Raw genomic sequence first — 16,359 nt, forward strand, 5'->3', positions numbered from 1 at the left:
GCAAGACCTGAGCCTGAGGCTCGCTGGGCGGGGATCATAACCAAGGGGGTGGAGGCCAGCCAAGCATGGCCGCCGAGCGGTGGCGCAACAGTGGCCAGCGGTCAGGCGCTGGTATTGTCCATTGCAGCCAGATAGATGGAGTTCTTCGGTCGGGCGAATACGCGCTGCAGCATGGGCTCGAAGAAGCTCAATGGCAGGCTTTCATAGTCCGGGTCGAAGGCGGCCGCATCGTATTTGGCGCAGAACTCGATGGTCGCCTGGTATTGCGGGTGATCCTTGAATTGCTCGCGCAGGTGGCGATCCATGCCCAGGTGGTGGAAGAAGTAATAGCCCTGGAAAATGCCATGCTTCTCGACCATCCAGTGATTCTCGGCACTGACGAAAGGCTTGAGGATGGCTGTGGCAATGTCCGGGTGGTTGTAGCTGCCTAGGCTCTGTTGCCGTTTCGCGCACGGCCGCGACGGAGCCAGTTTTTGCGTGGGGCTAGGCGCGAGAGGCGAAGTTTGGTCGCCCAAATGAGCCGTCGAGTAACAACGTACCACGCAAAAACTGGCCCGTCCCTTCGGGTTGCGCGGCAAATTGCGCTATGCGTCGTTGCGGGATTTGGCAAGGGAACGACCATTACCTGCATCCCGCGCCTCGCGTGGCGCAATTTGGCGCAGCAACGCGGCTCGCGTCGAAACGGCAACAGACCCTAGTGTGAGCAGCCAGGTTCTTAGAAACGGATACGGCCGGTAAAGGCATCCTTGAGCATCACCCAATCGCCCATCAGGCTGTACAGCGGATAGTCGAAGGTGGCCGGGCGGTTCTTTTCGAAGACGAAGTGGCCGACCCAGGCGAAGCCATAACCGGCCAGCGGCATGGCCAGCAGCCACAGCCATTGTTGGCTGAACAGGGCGTAGGCGAGGATCGCCAGCACCAGCAGGCTGCCGGCATAGTGCAGTCGGCGGCACACGGGGTTACTGTGTTCCTGCAGGTAATAGGGGTAGAACTCGGCGAAGCTCTGGTAGCGTTCGGTGGTCTGGGCGGTCATGGCGCACCTCCTGTTATTGTCACCTACGAGTCTAGACCTGCTGTCTCCGTGGGCCACTGACTTAAGGTGCCAGTCTAGTATCCTTGCGCCGCCAACCATGGCATTGCTGATTGATCACAAGAACAAGACGATGAGCGAAAGAACCACATCCTCCAGCTGGGCCTTGGCCATCGTGCAGGCGCTGGAGCTGGGCGGCGTAGACTGCACCAGCCTGTTCACCGAACTGGGCATGGATTACGCCGCGCTGAACGACCCCGATGCGCGCTTCCCGCAGGACGGCATGACCCGTCTGTGGCAGCGCGCCGTGGCGCTGTCGGGCAATCCGGCGATCGGCCTGAACATGGCGCAGGTGGTGCGCCCGGCGTCCTTCCATGTGGTGGGTTATGCACTGATGTCCAGTCGCAACCTGCGTGATGGCTTCACCCGTCTGGTGCGCTACCAGCGCATCATCGGTGAAGGCGCGGACCTGAATTTTTTGCCGCAACCCGACGGCTATGCGCTGACTCTGGCCATTCATGGCGACCGCCTGCCGCCGGCCCGGCAGAGCGCCGAGGCGTCGCTGGCATACTGCCTGGCCTTTTGCCGCTGGATGACCGGCAAGCCCATTCGCCCGCGCGAGATTCGCCTGCAAGGTCCGCCACCCGCCGACCTGGCGCCTTATCAGCAGGTGTTCCAGGCGCCGCTCAAGTTCAACGCCGAGCACTATGGGCTGATCTTCGAACGTGCTGATCTGGAGGCGCCGCTGCCCAGTGCCAATGAGGCGCTGGCACAACTGCATGATCGTTTTGCTGGCGAGTACCTGGCACGTTTCTGCAGCAGCCGCGTCACCCATCAGGCGCGCCAGGTGCTATGCCGCCTGTTGCCGCAGGGCGAGCCACGCCGCGAGGTGGTGGCGCAGGCGCTGCATCTGTCGCAGCGCACCTTGCAGCGACGCCTGCAGGAGGAGGGCACCAGCTATCAGCAGTTGCTCGACGACACGCGCCGAGAGCTGGCCGAGCAGTATCTTGGCCAGGTCGACCTGACGTTGCTGGAGGTTGCCTATCTGCTGGGCTTTGCCGACCCGAGCAACTTCTTCAGGGCGTTTCGCCGCTGGTTCGGAGAAACGCCCGGTGAGTATCGCAGTCGTCGTGGGCTGGCTGGTTAAGGTCCATCGACCACTCAATGGCGCCAGAAGGCGGGGAACAACAGCACCAGCACCGTGAGGATTTCCAGGCGCCCGAGCAGCATACCCAGGCTCAGTAGCCACTTGGCCGTATCGGGGATGGTGGCGTAGTTGCCGGCCGGGCCGACCATCTCGCCCATGCCTGGGCCAACGCCTGAGACCATCGCCGCAGCGCCGGTCAGGGCAGTGATCCAGTCCACGCCGCACATCGCTACTGCCAGGGCCAGCGTGGCGATGGTGATGGTGTAGAAGAAGGCGAAGGCCAGGATCGAGCGAACGATGTCTTCGTCCAGGCGGTGGCGGTTGTAATGCTGCTTGATCACCGCCCGGGGGTGAATGAGCTGCCTGAGGTTGGCCTTGAGCAGGATGTAGGCGACCTGGAAGCGGAATATCTTCAGGCCGCCGGCGGTGGAGCCGGAGCAGCCTCCGACGAAACCCAGGTAGAAAAACATCATGCTGGCGAACGGGCCCCACAGGTGGTAATCGCCCACGGCAAAGCCGGTGGTGGTCATGATCGAGGTGATGTTCACCGCCACCAGGCGTAGCGCATCGAGCCAGTACAGGTCGGTGGTGAGCCATTTCCAGCCCGCCAGCACGAACCAGCTGCCCACCAGCAACAGCAGGAATCCACGCACCTGCGCGTCGCGAAACAGTGCGCGGTAGTTGCCGCGCAGGGTGCTGACATAGAGCACGAACGGCAGACTGCCGAGCACCATCACCACGATGGCGACCCAGTGAATCGCCGGTTCCTGCCATTTGCCCAGTGAAGAGTCGGACGTGGAGAAACCACCGGTGGCGATCGCCGACATGGCGTGGTTGATCGCATCGAACAGGCCCATACCCGCCCACCAGAACGCCAGCACCGCGAGTGTGCTCAGGCCGACGTAGGCCAGCACCATGTACTTGGCGACCATGTGCGAGCGCGGCATGACCTTTTCCGAGCGGTCCGACGACTCGGTCTGGAACAGGCGCATGCCCCCGATGCGCAGGATCGGCAGGATCGCCACGGCCATGCCGATGAAGCCGATGCCGCCCAGCCAGTGCAGCAGCGAACGCCAGATCAGCGTACCCGGCGACATGTCGTCGAGGCCGCTGAATACGGTGGCGCCGGTAGCGGTGATGCCGGACATGCTCTCGAAGTACGCGTCGGTGATGCTCGCCCGTTCGGCGAAGATGAACGGCAAGGCGGCGAAGATCGACACCATCACCCAGCTCGACACCGTCAGCATGTACATGTCGCGGGGGCGCAGTTGCGTTTGTTGGGGCCTGCCCTGGGCGATCATGGCGATGCCGGTGAGCGCGGTGATCAGGCTCGACCAGAGAAAGGCATTGATGCCCTGCGTCTGCTCGAAGATCAACAGGGTGATCACCGGCACCAGCATGCCCAGCGCCAGGGTGACGAGGAAGATGCCGTTGATGAAGGCGAGGATGCGCAGGCTGGCTAGGGGCATCGGTCAGTGTTTCCAGAAACTACGGGTGACCAGCACCAGTACGGTCAGAATTTCCAGGCGGCCGAGCAGCATGCCAGCACTGAGCAGCCACTTGGCTGAATCCGGCAGGCTGGCGAAGTTGCCGGCCGGGCCGATGATCGGGCCAAGCCCTGGGCCGACGTTGCACACCGCGGTGGCGGCGCCGGTCAGCGCGGTGACCCAGTCCAGGCCGACCAGGGTCAGGGCCAGGGCCAGCACACCGATGGTGATGGTGAAGAAGAAGGAGAAGGTGATCAGCGAGCGGACGATCTCTTCATCCAGGTTGTGATTGTTGTACTGCTGCTTGATCACCGCGCGGGGGTGCACCAGCTGCATCAGGTTGGCCTTGAGCAGCACGTAGGCGACCTGGAAGCGGAAGATCTTCAGGCCGCCTGCGGTGGAGCCCGAGCAGCCGCCGACGAAGGTCAGGTAGAAGAACAGCAGCACGGCGAAGCTGCCCCAGGTGGTGTAGTCGCCGAGGGCGAAGCCGGTGGTGGTGACCACAGAGGTGACGTTTACCGCGACGATGCGAAAGGCGTCGAGCCAGGCGTAGTCCGAGTTGATCCACAACCAGGTGCCGAATACCAGCCAGGTCAGCAGCAGAAAACCGATGAAGCCGCGAACCTGATGGTCTTTGAACAGGGCGTTGCGATTGCCGCGAATAAAGGCGACGTAAAGCATGAACGGCATGCCGCCGAGCAGCATCAGGACCACCGCCGTCCAATGCACGGCCGGTTCTGGCCAGTGCGCCAGGGACACGTCCGAGGTGGAGAATCCGCCGGTGGAGATCGCTGCCATGGAGTGGTTGATGGCGTCGAAAGGGCTCATGCCTGCCGCCCAGAAGGCCAGGAAACCCAGCAGCGTCAGGGCCAGATAAATCACCAACAGATACTTGGCGGCCATGTGCGAGCGTGGCATTACCTTCTCGCCCCAGTCCGAGGATTCGGTCTGGAACAGGCGCATGCCACCCACGCGCAGCAGCGGCAAAATGGCGACGGCCATGCCGATGAAGCCGATGCCGCCGAGCCAGTGCAGCATCGAGCGCCAGATCAGAATACCGGGCGACATGTCATCCAGCCCGGTCAGCACGGTGGAGCCCGTAGTGGTAATGCCGGACATGGTTTCGAAGATGGCGTCGGTGTAGCTGATATGGGCGATCAGCATCATCGGCAGCGCGGCAAAGCAGCAAACCACGGTCCAGCTCCCGGTCGTCAGCAGGTACATGTCACGCGGGCGTAACTGAGCGTTCTGCGGCCGGCCGGGAATCATCAGGGCGAGCCCGGCGATCAGGGTGATCAGGCTGGACCAGAGAAAGGCATTGAGATCTTCAGGCTGCTCGAAGATCAGCAGGGTCAGCATCGGGATGGCCATGCTGATCGCCAGGGTAATCAGGAATATGCCGATGATGAAACCGATGATGCGCAGCGTCGGCAAGGCCATTTAGAGGGCTCTGGCGGGTTGGAAAATGCGCCATTCTACCTGCGCACGGACGGCTGTAAACCGCAACGGTGGGGGCTTTACAAGCGCATCGCCGAGCATAGAATAGCTGCCAGTTGCCGACGTCCGTCGGTTTCCGAGCTCTCCTCAAATGTCCGAAGCTAATCCCTGCCTTACGTGCGGCGCCTGCTGCGCGTTTTTTCGTGTGTCCTTCTTCTGGGGCGAGTGCCAATCCGCGGGCGGTAGCGTTCCGGACGAGCAGGTCATCCAGATCAGCCCCCATTACGTCGCCATGCGTGGCACGGAGAGCAAACCGGCACGTTGTACGCAACTGTTGGGCGACGTCGGTTGTGGTGTGCGTTGCACCATGTACGAACAGCGCTCGAGTAGCTGCCGCGAGTTCGAAGCGTCATGGGCGAACGGTGAGCACAACCCGCGTTGCGACGAGGCGCGCAGGGCTTACGGTCTGCCGCCGCTCACTCCGCCGGTGCAACCGGTGATATCGCCCGACCGGGTAGCCTGACGGTATCTCAAGCCGCAGGTGAAGCTGGACATTGCCTGATGCTTATTTGGCAGGATACCCGAAGCGCCTTTGTGGGAGCCCCGCCCCCGGGGCGAAGCTTTTGGCTTTGCGGTGTTCTTGCGATTCGCCGCGAGGCGCGGCTCCTACAGGGTAGGTCGGCGCCTGCGGGGTTTGTGTAGGAGCCCCGCCCCGGGGCGAAGCTTTTGGCTTTGCGATGTTCTTGCGATTCGCCGCGAGACGCGGCTCCTACAGGGTAGGTCGGCGCCTGCGAGGTTTGTGTAGGAGCCCCGCCCCCGGGGCGAAGCTTTTGGCTTTGCGGTGTTCTTGCGATTCGCCGCGAGGCGCAGTGCCTACAGGCTGATGCGCCGTCCCCGCATACCGCTGAGCTTGCAGCCTGCAGCTTGCAGCATTGAGAATGCGCCATCTTTGTTTTTGGAGGTGGCCGATGGAGGCTCTCGACGCTCTGCTCAACCGTGTTTCCGTTCCTCGCCTGGTCGAACCGGGCCCGGATGCCGTGCAGCGCGAGATGCTGTTTCGCGCAGCCCTGCGTGCGCCTGATCATGGTCAGCTACGTCCGTGGCGTTTTCTGACGGTCGAGGGGCAAGCGCGTGAGCGTATGGGCGAGCTGTTCGCCGAGGCCTTGCTGGTCGCCGATGCGCATGCTGCGCCGGAAGCGCTGAACAAGGCGCGTGGCATGCCGCTGCGCGCGCCATTGCTGGTGGTGGTGATCGCCCGGGTTCAGGCTCACCCCAAGGTACCCGCTTCCGAGCAGGTGATAGCAGCCGGCTGTGCCGCGCATGGCATGCTGCTGGCCGCCCATGCTCAGGGTATCGGTGCGGTCTGGCGTACCGGCGACATGGCCTATAACGCCCATGTGGCCAAGGGGCTGGGCCTGGCGGCGGACGAGCAGATCATCGCCTACCTCTACCTTGGTACGCCGGAGCGTGAGCTGCGCCGCGCCCCGGAGGTCCGCGTTGAGGCTTTCGTCAGCGCCTGGGAGGGCTGAGCGAAACGCGCTTCAGCCTGCCTGCTGCCTGGCCGGCAGGCTGAGCGTGGCGATGAAGCCGCCTTGCGGATGGTTGCTCAACAGCAGTTCACCGCCATGACGTTGCGCCGCCCGCCGCGCGATAGCCAAGCCGAGGCCGTGGCCGGAGCCGCTCTGGCCTGGCGCGCGGAAGAACGGTTTACCCAATTGCTCCAGGTATTCGCTGGCAACTCCAGGGCCATGGTCGCGCACGCTCAGCGTTACGTTTTGCCCCTGGCTTTGCACGCTGATGAGGACAGGTTGATCCGCTGGGCTGAAGCGCAAGGCATTGCGTAGCAGATTGTCCAGCGCGCGCTCCAGCATGTCTGGCCAGCCTTCCAGGCGTGCGCGCGGGTCGAGATCGATCTGCAGCTGTTGTTGCGGGGCGGTCAGGCGCGCGTCTTCCTGCAGGTTGCCGAGCAGGGCGGCCAGATCGACGGGCTGTGCGGCGCCCGGATCCGCGTCCAGACGGGCCAGGGCGAGAATTTCGCTGATCAGCGCTTCCAGTCGATCACACTCCTGACTCAGACGGGGCCAGAGCCTTTCTCGCTCCGCGGCATCGGCGCGCTCCGCCAATGCCAGTGCAATACGCAGGCGCGCCAGGGGCGAGCGCAGTTCGTGGGAGACATCGCGCAGCAACTGGCGCTGGCTGCCGATCAAGCCTTGCAGACGCTCGCCCATGCGGTTGAAGTCCTTGGCCAGTAGGCCCAGCTCGTCGCGGCGCGTGGCCAGACGAGCCAGGCTGTTCTGTTGGTAGGCGGTCTGGCCGAGGTCATGCACGGCGCCGCGCAGGCGATCCAGCGGGCGGGTGATCGACAGCGTCAGCATCAGGCTGAACAGCGTTAGCACCACCAGGGCAATGGCGATGGCGCTGAGTGGCCAGAACAGGCTGCCGCGGTGCCAGGCTGCCAGTTCCGGGTGTGGAATACGGTAGATGAACAGGTAGCTTTCGCCGCTTTCCGGGCTGGTGTATTCGGCGGTCAGGCGCCGCCATGGCAAGCGACGGTCGTCACCGTGACGCGCCTCGAAGGCGGCAGCACGGGACGGAAAGGTGCCTTTGACCAGTTGCTGGCCGCTCTCGCCAAGCACCTGGGTGTCGATACGGTACTTGCGCTTGCGCTGTTCGAGAAAATCCTGGGCGGCTGCTGGCCCTTGCTGTTCATAGCGCTTGACCCACTTGCTATCGAGATCGTCAAGGCCCGGGTGCAGGCTTAGAATCCAGGCGTCCTGATTCAGGGCGCGGCCAAGCAGCAGCGACAGACCGGCCACCAGGGCGATGCCCAGCCAGAAGGTCGCCAGAATGCGCCAGAACAGTGAACGCACGGTGATTCCTCATGCAAAAGCCGCCGGGCTCAGGGAGCGCGGCGGCGGGTCTAGGGGGCGTCGATCAGTTGGTCTTGCTGTCCTTCTCGGCCTTCCAGGCCTTGAATTCGGCCATTTCTGCGCGGCGAGCTTCCATTTTCTTCTGGTGCTCGTCGAAGGCTTTCTGCTGCTCGGGGTTGAGCAGGTCACGCAGGGCCTTGTGCTGGTCGGCGCGAGCCTTGTCCAGCTCCTTCTTCATGGCCTGCTTTTCGGCTTCCGGCAGCTTGTCCAGGTAGCGCTTGGTGATGTCGCGATGGGTTTTCATCTGCTCGCCCATCAGTTTGCGAAACTCCTGGCGCTGCTCCTTGCTCAGGTTCAGCTCCTTGAACATGCTGTGGCCGCGATCATGGTGGCGAGGGCCGCCGTCGTGCATGGGCATGGCGAAGGCCAGGGTCGGCAGGGTGGCAGCGAGCAGCAGGGCGGTGAGGGTCTTGCGCATGGTGATTCTCCTTGTCTTGAGAACCTGTTTTACGATCTAGCGAGCCAGAGTCATGCAAGGCGAAAACAGACGAGGAAGCGGAGTGTACTGTTGTACATGAGCATTCCGAGTCTGTTTTCAACGCAGCAGGGCCGACGCGCAGCAGGTCGTAAACAGGTTCCGAGGCCGGTAAGTACCGGATGGGCTCATTATGCGGCGGTCAAGGTCAAGGGCAGTCAGCTGTGGGTAAAGCTTGGGTAAAGGCGATGTTGCGGGTTATTTACGCTGCGCCAGGGCGTACTCACTGCGCGTAGTAATAGCCGCGGCTGCGCAGGGCGAGAATGCGTGGGCGGCCATCCGGGTGCGGGCCGAGCTTCTTGCGCAGGTTGCTGACGTGCATGTCCAGGCTACGGTCATACAGGGTCAATTTGCGGCCCAGGGCCAGTTGCGCCAATGCCTGTTTGTCCACCGGCTCACCTGGTTGGCGCAGCAGGGCTTCCAGCAGGCGGCTTTCGGAAAGTGTCAGCGGAACGTCATGCTCGCCAATGCTGACCACCCCGCGATTGGGGCTGAAGCGGAGGTCGCCCAGCTCCAGCTGGCTGCTGGCCGGTGCGGGCACGGTGCGGCGCAGCACAGCGCGCAGGCGTGCGGTCAGCTCGCGAGGGTCACAGGGCTTGGCCAGGTAGTCATCGGCGCCCAACTCCAGGCCAAGGATGCGGTCCAGCGGTTCGCCGCGGGCGGAGAGCATCAGCACTGGCAGGTCCGGATGCTCGCCCCGTAGCTGCTTGAGCAACTCAAGGCCGCTGCCGTCCGGCAGCATCACGTCCAGCACCACAGCCTCGGGGGCTTGTGCGGCAAGTGCCTGACGGGCGCCAGCGGCTTCGTGGCAGGCGGTGACCTGAAAGCCTTCCTGGGTCAGCCAACGGCTAAGCAGCTCGCAGAGTTCCTGATCATCATCGATCAGCAGCAATCGGTTCATGGCTTAGTTGATCCACTCGCGACGGGTCTTGCGAGAGCCACGCAACAGGGCGCCGAATAGCATCGAGATCAGGCTCAGGGCTGCGCCGAGGGCGAACCAGGTCTGTTCCTCGCTGAGCAGCCGGGGTTGAGCCTGCGCCTGGCTTTCCTTGAGCTGCAGGCGCAGGCGCTGCAGTTGCACGGCGCTGCTCGCTTCCAGCTCATTGCGCAGTTGCTCACTCTGCGCCAGGCGCTGTTCCAACACCTGGCTGTCGACCGCAGCTGCTGGGGCGGAAGGCTGAGCGGGTTGTTCTTCTGCCTGTACCGAAGCACAGGTCAGCATCACGGTGACCAGCAGGGACAGCGGGATCGGGCGCATCGCGATTCCTTGTGTGCGAAAGCAGTGTGGGTGGCACTTCGTCAGGGCAGCACTTTCTTGAAGGGTTTGACCAAAACGTTGGCATACACGCCGGCTGTGCGGTACGGGTCGGCATCAGCCCATTGTTGGGCAGCTTCAAGGGAGTCGAACTCGGCAACCACCAGGCTGCCGTTGAAACCAGCCGGGCCTGGATCATTGCTGTCGATGGCCGGGTGTGGCCCGGCCAGCAGCAGGCGACCTTCCTGCTTCAACTGTTCCAGGCGGGCGAGGTGAGCGGGGCGGGTAGCCAGGCGATTTTCCAGGGAGTTTTCGATGTCGGTGGCGATGATGGCGTAGAGCATTTCAGTCCTTATTTAGGGTCGAAGCGGGGAGGGATGAAGCATTTTCGCCATATGGCAACAGCCTTGGCGCGGATGTGGGGCATAATAACAAACATCAATCTCAACGAAAGCGCCGCCATGATTGTCGATCTGCACTGCCACAGCACCGCCTCCGATGGCGCCCTGGCCCCCGCCGTCCTGGTGACCCGGGCGCATGAGCGTGGCGTTAGGCTGCTGGCACTGACCGATCACGACACCCTGGAAGGGCTGGATGAAGCACGTCGCACAGCGACGGCTCTGGATATGCAACTGATCAATGGCATCGAGCTGTCCTGCACCTGGGGTGGAGCGACCATCCACGTGTTGGGCTATGCCTTCGAGCGCGAGGCGCCGGCGCTGTGTGCTGCCATCGATGCCTTGCACCATGGGCGCTGGCAGCGTGCGCAAGAGATCGACCGACGCCTCGCGGCCAAAGGTATGCCAGGCGCTCTGGAGGGCGCGCGGGCCGTTCAGCAGGAACTGGGCGATAGCGGCAATGCGCCGGCCCGGCCACATTTCGCCGAATTTCTCGTGCGCGCCGGCCATGTGCGCGACCGTGCCGAGGCGTTTCGCAAGTGGTTGGGTTCGGGCAAATTGGGTGACGTCAAGCAGCATTGGCCTATGCTGGAAGAAACCGTTGCCACTTTGCGCGCGGCCGGGGCCTGGATCAGCCTGGCGCATCCGTGGCAATACGATTTCACGCGCAGTAAGCGTCGCCGTCTGGTTGCCGACTTCGCGGCAGCCGGTGGCCACGCGCTGGAAGTGGTCAACGGCATGCAGCCGGCCGAGCAGGTCGGCGGCCTGGCGATTCTGGCCCGTGAGTTTGGTTTGATGGCCAGCGTCGGCAGTGATTTTCATGCGCCCGGCGACTGGTCCGAGCTGGGTATGTACCGGCCGCTGCCCGACGATCTGACTGCGCTCTGGGAGCGTTTCGAGCATGCACAGCCATCCGCTGTCACTTTATGAGCTGGGAGCAAGTGTGAGTCAATTTTTCCAGGTCCACCCGGAAAACCCGCAGGCACGCCTGATAAAACAGGCCGTGGAAATCATTCGTGGCGGCGGCGTGGTTGTCTATCCGACCGACTCCTCCTATGCGCTGGGCTGCATGATCGGTGACAAGAATGCGGTAGAGCGCATTCGTCGCCTGCGTCAGCTCGATGACAAGCACAACTTCACCCTGGTTTGCCGCGATCTGTCGCAGATCGGGCTGTTTGCCAAGGTCGACACCGCTGCCTTTCGCCTGCTGAAAAATCACACGCCCGGCCCTTACACCTTCATCCTCAATGCCACCCGTGAAGTGCCGCGCATGCTGCTGCATCCCAAGCGCCGCACCATTGGCATTCGCGTGCCCAGCCATCCGATTGCCCTGGCGCTGCTGGAGCAGTTGGGCGAGCCGCTGATGAGCGTCAGCCTGATCATGCCGGGCGATGAACTGCCGATGTCCGACCCTTACGAAATGCGGCAGATTCTTGAACACCATGTTGACCTGATCATCGACGGCGGTTTTGGCGGGCTGGAAGCGTCCACCGTGGTCAGTCTCGCCGACGATAGCCCGCAAGTGCTGCGCGTCGGTTGCGGTGATCCGACGCCGTTCAGCGATCTCTGACGGCGGATTTTCCGCCGGGGGCGCAGCTACCCTATACTCCCTGGCCTCGTCTGGACTTTGGATGGAACGGTTTGAGCCTTAACGACTCCGAGCGTCGGGTGCTGTCAGGGATGCGTCCGAGCGGTCGTCTGCACCTCGGGCATTACCATGGCGTGCTGAAGAACTGGGTCAGGTTGCAGCACGAGTACGACTGCTTCTTCTGCATCGTCGACTGGCATGCGCTGACCACCGAATATGCCGATGCCGGCCAGCTTTCCCAGCATGTCATGGACATGGCGGTGGATTGGCTGGCCGCTGGCGTCAGTCCCAGCTCGGCGACACTGTTCGTGCAGTCGCAGGTGCCGGAGCATGCCGAGCTGCACCTGTTGTTGTCGATGATCTGTCCGCTCAGCTGGCTCGAGCGCGTGCCGTCCTACAAGGAGCAGCAGGAGCGACAGAGCGGCAAGGATCTTTCCACCTACGGGTTTCTTGGCTACCCGCTGCTGCAGGCGGCGGACATCCTGCTCTATCGCGCCGGCCAGGTGCCGGTCGGTGCGGATCAGTTGCCGCACATCGAATTTGCCCGCGACGTGGCGCGCCGCTTCAACCACCTGTATGGCAGCGAGCCGGATTTCGAGCTGAAGGCTGAAGCGGCCATCGGCAAGCTGGGCAAGAAGCTCGGCAAGCTCTACAGCAACCTGCGCAAGGCCTATCAGGAGCAGGGTGACGTCCAGGCGCTGGAGACGGCGCGGGCTTTGCTCAAGGAGCTGACCAGCCTCACCCTCGGCGATCAGGAACGCCTTTACGGCTATCTGGAAGGTGGCGGCAAGGTGATTTTGAGCGAGCCGCAGCCGATTCTTGCCGAGTTTTCGCGGGTGCCTGGCCTGGATGGACAGAAGATGGCCAAATCCAGCGGTAATGCCATATTCCTGCGCGATAGCGATGCCGAGCTCGAGGAAAAACTGCGGCGTATGCCCACCGATCGGGCACGGGTACACCGTGACGATCCGGGTGAGCCGCAGCGTTGCGCGGTCTGGCCGCTGCACCAGCTGTATTCCAGCGACGAGCAGTTGCACTGGGTGATCGAGGGCTGTCGCAGCGCCTCGATTGGTTGCCTCGACTGCAAAAACGCACTGTGCTCAGCCCTGCAAGCCGAGCTGGCGCCACTGCAGCAGCGCGCCATCGATTACGAGGACAGCCCCGACCTGGTGCGCAGCATCCTCGCCGAAGGCGCCGAACGCGCGCGTGACGAAGCGCGCGAAACCCTGGCCGAAGTACGCATGGCCATGGGCCTGAATTACCGCTGAAGGAGCGCCAGTCGATGAGTGAGCCCGCCACGCCAACCCCGGACAGCCAGGCCGGCGCCCAGCAGGAGCTGCCGTTCGCCCTGGTTTATGGTGAGGCGGTCACCGAATTGCCGCTGGACCTGTACATTCCCCCGGATGCCCTGGAGGTTTTCCTCGAAGCCTTCGAAGGTCCGCTGGACCTGCTGCTGTATCTGATTCGCAAACAGAACATCGACATCCTCGACATCCCCGTTGCCGAGATCACCAAGCAGTACATGGGCTACGTTGAACTCATGCATTCGGTACGTCTGGAGCTGGCTGCCGAATACCTGGTGATGGCCGCCATGCTGGCCGAGATCAAATCGCGCATGCTGCTGCCGCGCTCCACCGAGGCCGAGGAGGAAGAAGACGATCCGCGTGCCGAGCTGATTCGTCGCCTGCAGGAATACGAGCGCTTCAAGGCCGCTGCCGAGGGGATCGACGAACTGCCGCGCGTTGGCCGCGACGTGACCGTACCGAAACTGGATGCTCCCGAAGCCCGCGCGCGCAAGCTGCTGCCGGACGTCAGCCTGGAAGAGGTGTTGCTGTCGATGGCCGAGGTGCTGCGCCGCGCCGACATGTTCGAAAGCCACCAGGTTACCCGCGAGGCGCTGTCGACCCGCGAGCGCATGAGCGAAGTGCTGGAGCGTCTCAAGGATGGGGCGTTTGTACCGTTCGTCGAGCTGTTCAGCGCCGAGGAAGGGCGACTTGGTGTGGTGGTGACCTTCATGGCAGTGCTCGAATTGATCAAGGAATCCCTGGTTGAGCTGGTGCAGAATGAGCCCTTCGCCGTTATCCATGTCCGAGCCCGTGCCGAATGAACCTGAACGACCCCAAAGACCTGGCCCAGTTGCTCGAAGCCTTTCTGCTGGCTTCCGGCAAGGCGCAGTCGCTCGAGCGCCTCTTCGAGCTGTTCGAGGAGGGCGAGCGGCCCGAGCCTGAGCAGTTCAAGGCGGCGCTGGAGATCCTCCGGCAGTCTTGCGAAGGCCGCGCCTTCGAGCTGAAGGAGGTGGCCTCGGGGTATCGCCTGCAGGTGCGTGAGCGCTTCGCGCCCTGGGTGGGCCGGCTCTGGGAAGAGCGCCCGCAGCGTTACTCCCGTGCGCTGCTGGAAACCTTGGCGCTGATCGCCTACCGCCAGCCCATCACCCGTGGCGAGATCGAGGACGTGCGCGGCGTGGCGGTCAACAGCAACATCACCAAGACCCTGCTCGAACGCGAGTGGATTCGCGTGGTGGGCTATCGCGACGTGCCGGGGCGCCCGGCGATGTTCGCCACCACCAAGGGCTTTCTCGACCACTTCAACCTGAAAAGCCTCGACGAACTGCCGCCGCTCGCCGCTTTGCGCGAGTTGGAGTCGGAGCCCGAGCTGGCGCTGGACGACGATGCCGAGGTGCCGGCAGGGCTGCAGGCGCGTGCCGATCTGGTCTTGCAGGACGACGGTGAAGCCGCCGAGCCTCGCGAGGAAACCAGCTTCCGTAGCTTGCTGGCCGAGCTGGACGACATGGAGCAAGGGCTCAAGACTGATTTCGATGACCTGCGTCTGGTAGAAGACGAAGAGGATGAAGCGGTCGAAGATGATCTGGCCGACCTGGACGGCGATCAGCCGTTGCATTGATATCGCTTAAGCCCTTTATCGAATACTTCAATCTCGCTGTTTGTCCCTCGGCCTTTATTCTTGCGCCCATCCGATCCTTTCTGGTTTAGGCGATCCAATGAGCAAGAGTCCGTGCATCAAGGTCTGTGAATTCGAAAAGGATATCTGCCTGGGCTGCGGCCGCAGCCGTGAGGAAATCAAAGGCTGGAAACGCCTGGGCAAGGGTGAGCGCCTGGCGCTGCTGGCCGAGGCCGATATGCGCTTGCTGGCGCTGGAGGCCACCGGAAGGCGTAAATATTGACCGCATATCCGGTGTAGGAGCCGCGCCTCGCGGCGAATGGCGGGGGCGCCGATAGTACAAGGCTTGTGCGCAAAAGCTTCGCCCCGGGGCGGGGCTCCTACGATCCGGTGCTGTGCTCCTGCTTCTACCAGGCGAATGCCGCAGCATCGTCTACCCTATGGGCTCTACAGCGCGTATGATGCGCGCCCTTCGATCATCCTTTACTACACCGGGAGGTGCCCAAGATGACTGAGCACGAACAACCGCGTCCTGCAGGCGAAAAACTGCAGAAAGTCCTGGCCCGCCTCGGGCTGGCCTCGCGCCGCGAAATCGAGACCTGGATCGCCGAAGGTCGGGTCAAGGTCAATGGCGCTGCTGCGATCCTGGGGCAGCGTGTCGATGCCAATGACGCCATCGCTCTTGATGGCCGTTTGCTCAAGCGCGAAGAAATCACCGGCTCGGTACGCCGCGTGCTGATCTACAACAAGCCGGATGGCGAGATCTGTACCCGTGATGATCCGGAAGGCCGTCCCACCGTATTCGATCGTCTGCCGCGCCCCAAAGAAGGCCGCTGGATCAACATCGGTCGTCTCGATATCAACACCACTGGCCTGTTGCTGTTCACCACTGACGGTGAACTGGCCAACCGTCTGATGCACCCGTCCTATCAGATGGACCGCGAATACGCGGTGCGTGTGCGTGGCGAAGTCACCGAGGAAATGCTGGAGAACCTCAAGAATGGCGTGATGCTCGAGGATGGTCCGGCCAAGTTCACCGACATCAAGGAAGCGCCCGGTGGCGAAGGCTTCAACCACTGGTACCACTGCGTGGTGATGGAAGGGCGTAACCGCGAAGTGCGTCGCCTGTGGGAGTCCCAGGGCCTGGTGGTCAGCCGCCTGAAGCGCGTGCGCTTTGGTCCGGTGTTCCTCACTTCCGAGTTGACCATGGGCCGCTGGCGCGAAATGGACCAGCGCGAGGTGGACATCCTCAGCGCCGAAGTCGGCCTGACCCCGCAGGCGCTGCCGGCGATGAAGGAAAAGACCCGCGAGAAGCTCGACCGTCTGCAGCGCAAGTCGGCCAAACCGGTCGAGGTGCGCGGCAAGCGTGTGCTGCGTCCGGCGAAGGATCAGGCGGGCGCCGAAAATGCCCGCCCGAGCCGTGCGCCGCGCCGTGAAGATGGCGAGCAGCGCGCGCCGCGTGGTCCGCGCAAAGACAGTGGTGAGCGTCGTGAAAACGGTCGCGGCACGCCGGTAGCGGAGCGCCCGAGCGATGTGAAGAAGCGTCAGCCGCGTCCGGCCGTCGAGTTGTCCGAGCGTCCGGCACGCAAGCCGCGCCCGGTAACACCCGGCAAGCGCCCGCCCGCCGGCGATGGTCAGCGCCCCGGTTTCGGTCGCAAGCGCTAGAAATCTATAGTCCCAAGCGGTTTACAAACAAAAACGCCCCGCACAACTG

General features: G+C 63.1%; 18 protein-coding genes and 1 pseudogene. 10 read left to right on the forward strand and 9 right to left on the reverse strand.

Annotation, left to right across the window (positions count from 1 at the left end; translation table 11 throughout):
- Nucleotides 1-101: 101 nt before the first annotated feature.
- Together PSOLE_RS09250 and PSOLE_RS09255 are read right to left on the reverse strand one after the other, a co-directional pair.
- A pseudogene (locus PSOLE_RS09250) lies at nt 102-434 on the reverse strand (phosphohydrolase); the annotation flags it as partial.
- 281 nt (nt 435-715) lie between these two features.
- Nucleotides 716-1,033 (reverse strand): Mpo1-like protein, encoded by a 318-nt coding sequence (locus PSOLE_RS09255; RefSeq protein WP_003460950.1) that lies wholly within the window; start codon nt 1,031-1,033, stop codon nt 716-718.
- 130 nt (nt 1,034-1,163) lie between these two features.
- Here PSOLE_RS09255 and PSOLE_RS09260 point away from each other — a divergent pair, with 130 nt between their 5' ends.
- Nucleotides 1,164-2,177 carry an AraC family transcriptional regulator gene (locus PSOLE_RS09260; protein WP_074859660.1) on the forward strand — a complete coding sequence of 338 codons (1,014 nt, stop codon included), beginning with the start codon at nt 1,164-1,166 and terminating at the stop codon, nt 2,175-2,177.
- Nucleotides 2,178-2,191: 14 nt separating this feature from the next.
- Here PSOLE_RS09260 and PSOLE_RS09265 read toward each other — a convergent pair whose 3' ends face one another.
- Entirely contained in the window at nt 2,192-3,646 is a 1,455-nt protein-coding gene (locus PSOLE_RS09265) for a TrkH family potassium uptake protein (protein WP_074859626.1), read from the reverse strand.
- A 3-nt stretch (nt 3,647-3,649) separates the two neighbouring features.
- The gene (locus PSOLE_RS09270) at nt 3,650-5,104 is read right to left on the reverse strand and encodes a TrkH family potassium uptake protein (RefSeq protein ID WP_003460953.1); all 1,455 of its coding nucleotides are present in this window, start codon (nt 5,102-5,104) and stop codon (nt 3,650-3,652) included.
- A gap of 148 nt (nt 5,105-5,252) precedes the next feature.
- Here PSOLE_RS09270 and PSOLE_RS09275 point away from each other — a divergent pair, with 148 nt between their 5' ends.
- Nucleotides 5,253-5,624, forward strand: coding sequence for a YkgJ family cysteine cluster protein (locus PSOLE_RS09275; protein WP_003460954.1), 372 nt, complete (start codon nt 5,253-5,255; stop codon nt 5,622-5,624).
- A gap of 445 nt (nt 5,625-6,069) precedes the next feature.
- The gene (locus tag PSOLE_RS09280) at nt 6,070-6,630 is read left to right on the forward strand and encodes a nitroreductase family protein (protein ID WP_003460955.1); all 561 of its coding nucleotides are present in this window, start codon (nt 6,070-6,072) and stop codon (nt 6,628-6,630) included.
- A 12-nt stretch (nt 6,631-6,642) separates the two neighbouring features.
- On the opposite strand, the gene PSOLE_RS09285 is transcribed toward PSOLE_RS09280, so the two are convergent.
- The 5 genes from PSOLE_RS09285 to PSOLE_RS09305 form a co-directional block, all read right to left on the reverse strand.
- Nucleotides 6,643-7,971: a sensor histidine kinase gene (locus tag PSOLE_RS09285; RefSeq protein ID WP_074859629.1), complete on the reverse strand. Its 1,329-nt coding sequence runs from the start codon at nt 7,969-7,971 to the stop codon at nt 6,643-6,645.
- A gap of 64 nt (nt 7,972-8,035) precedes the next feature.
- Complete coding sequence (locus tag PSOLE_RS09290) at nt 8,036-8,449, reverse strand: periplasmic heavy metal sensor (RefSeq protein ID WP_074859632.1); 414 nt, start codon at nt 8,447-8,449, stop codon at nt 8,036-8,038.
- A 280-nt stretch (nt 8,450-8,729) separates the two neighbouring features.
- On the reverse strand, nt 8,730-9,407 hold the full coding sequence (locus PSOLE_RS09295) for a response regulator transcription factor (RefSeq protein ID WP_003460958.1): 678 nt from the start codon (nt 9,405-9,407) through the stop codon (nt 8,730-8,732).
- 3 nt (nt 9,408-9,410) lie between these two features.
- Nucleotides 9,411-9,764 carry a translation initiation factor 2 (IF-2, GTPase) gene (locus PSOLE_RS09300; RefSeq protein WP_074859635.1) on the reverse strand — a complete coding sequence of 118 codons (354 nt, stop codon included), beginning with the start codon at nt 9,762-9,764 and terminating at the stop codon, nt 9,411-9,413.
- A 41-nt stretch (nt 9,765-9,805) separates the two neighbouring features.
- A complete protein-coding gene (locus tag PSOLE_RS09305; protein WP_074859638.1) occupies nt 9,806-10,105 on the reverse strand; it encodes a YciI family protein in 300 nt (99 codons plus the stop codon).
- Nucleotides 10,106-10,222: 117 nt separating this feature from the next.
- Between PSOLE_RS09305 and PSOLE_RS09310 the strand changes: the two genes are divergently transcribed.
- The 7 genes from PSOLE_RS09310 (at nt 10,223) to rluB (ending at nt 16,310) form a co-directional block, all read left to right on the forward strand.
- Entirely contained in the window at nt 10,223-11,089 is an 867-nt protein-coding gene (locus PSOLE_RS09310) for a PHP domain-containing protein (protein WP_039964696.1), read from the forward strand.
- Nucleotides 11,090-11,102: 13 nt separating this feature from the next.
- Nucleotides 11,103-11,729, forward strand: coding sequence for an L-threonylcarbamoyladenylate synthase (locus PSOLE_RS09315; RefSeq protein ID WP_083393748.1), 627 nt, complete (start codon nt 11,103-11,105; stop codon nt 11,727-11,729).
- Nucleotides 11,730-11,800: 71 nt separating this feature from the next.
- Nucleotides 11,801-13,015, forward strand: coding sequence for a tryptophan--tRNA ligase (locus tag PSOLE_RS09320; protein WP_074859644.1), 1,215 nt, complete (start codon nt 11,801-11,803; stop codon nt 13,013-13,015).
- 14 nt (nt 13,016-13,029) lie between these two features.
- The gene (locus PSOLE_RS09325; RefSeq protein WP_074859647.1) at nt 13,030-13,854 is read left to right on the forward strand and encodes a segregation and condensation protein A; all 825 of its coding nucleotides are present in this window, start codon (nt 13,030-13,032) and stop codon (nt 13,852-13,854) included.
- Entirely contained in the window at nt 13,851-14,648 is a 798-nt protein-coding gene (gene scpB, locus PSOLE_RS09330; RefSeq protein WP_074859650.1) for an SMC-Scp complex subunit ScpB, read from the forward strand. Before PSOLE_RS09325 ends, scpB begins: the two co-directional genes overlap by 4 nt.
- A 97-nt stretch (nt 14,649-14,745) precedes the next feature.
- Nucleotides 14,746-14,928, forward strand: coding sequence for a DUF1289 domain-containing protein (locus tag PSOLE_RS09335; protein ID WP_003460967.1), 183 nt, complete (start codon nt 14,746-14,748; stop codon nt 14,926-14,928).
- A 224-nt stretch (nt 14,929-15,152) separates the two neighbouring features.
- Nucleotides 15,153-16,310 carry a 23S rRNA pseudouridine(2605) synthase RluB gene (rluB, locus tag PSOLE_RS09340; protein ID WP_074859653.1) on the forward strand — a complete coding sequence of 386 codons (1,158 nt, stop codon included), beginning with the start codon at nt 15,153-15,155 and terminating at the stop codon, nt 16,308-16,310.
- The last annotated feature ends 49 nt before the right edge of the window (nt 16,311-16,359 follow it).

Source organism: Pseudomonas oleovorans subsp. oleovorans (genome assembly GCF_002197815.1).
In the GTDB taxonomy this organism is placed as follows: domain Bacteria; phylum Pseudomonadota; class Gammaproteobacteria; order Pseudomonadales; family Pseudomonadaceae; genus Aquipseudomonas; species Aquipseudomonas oleovorans.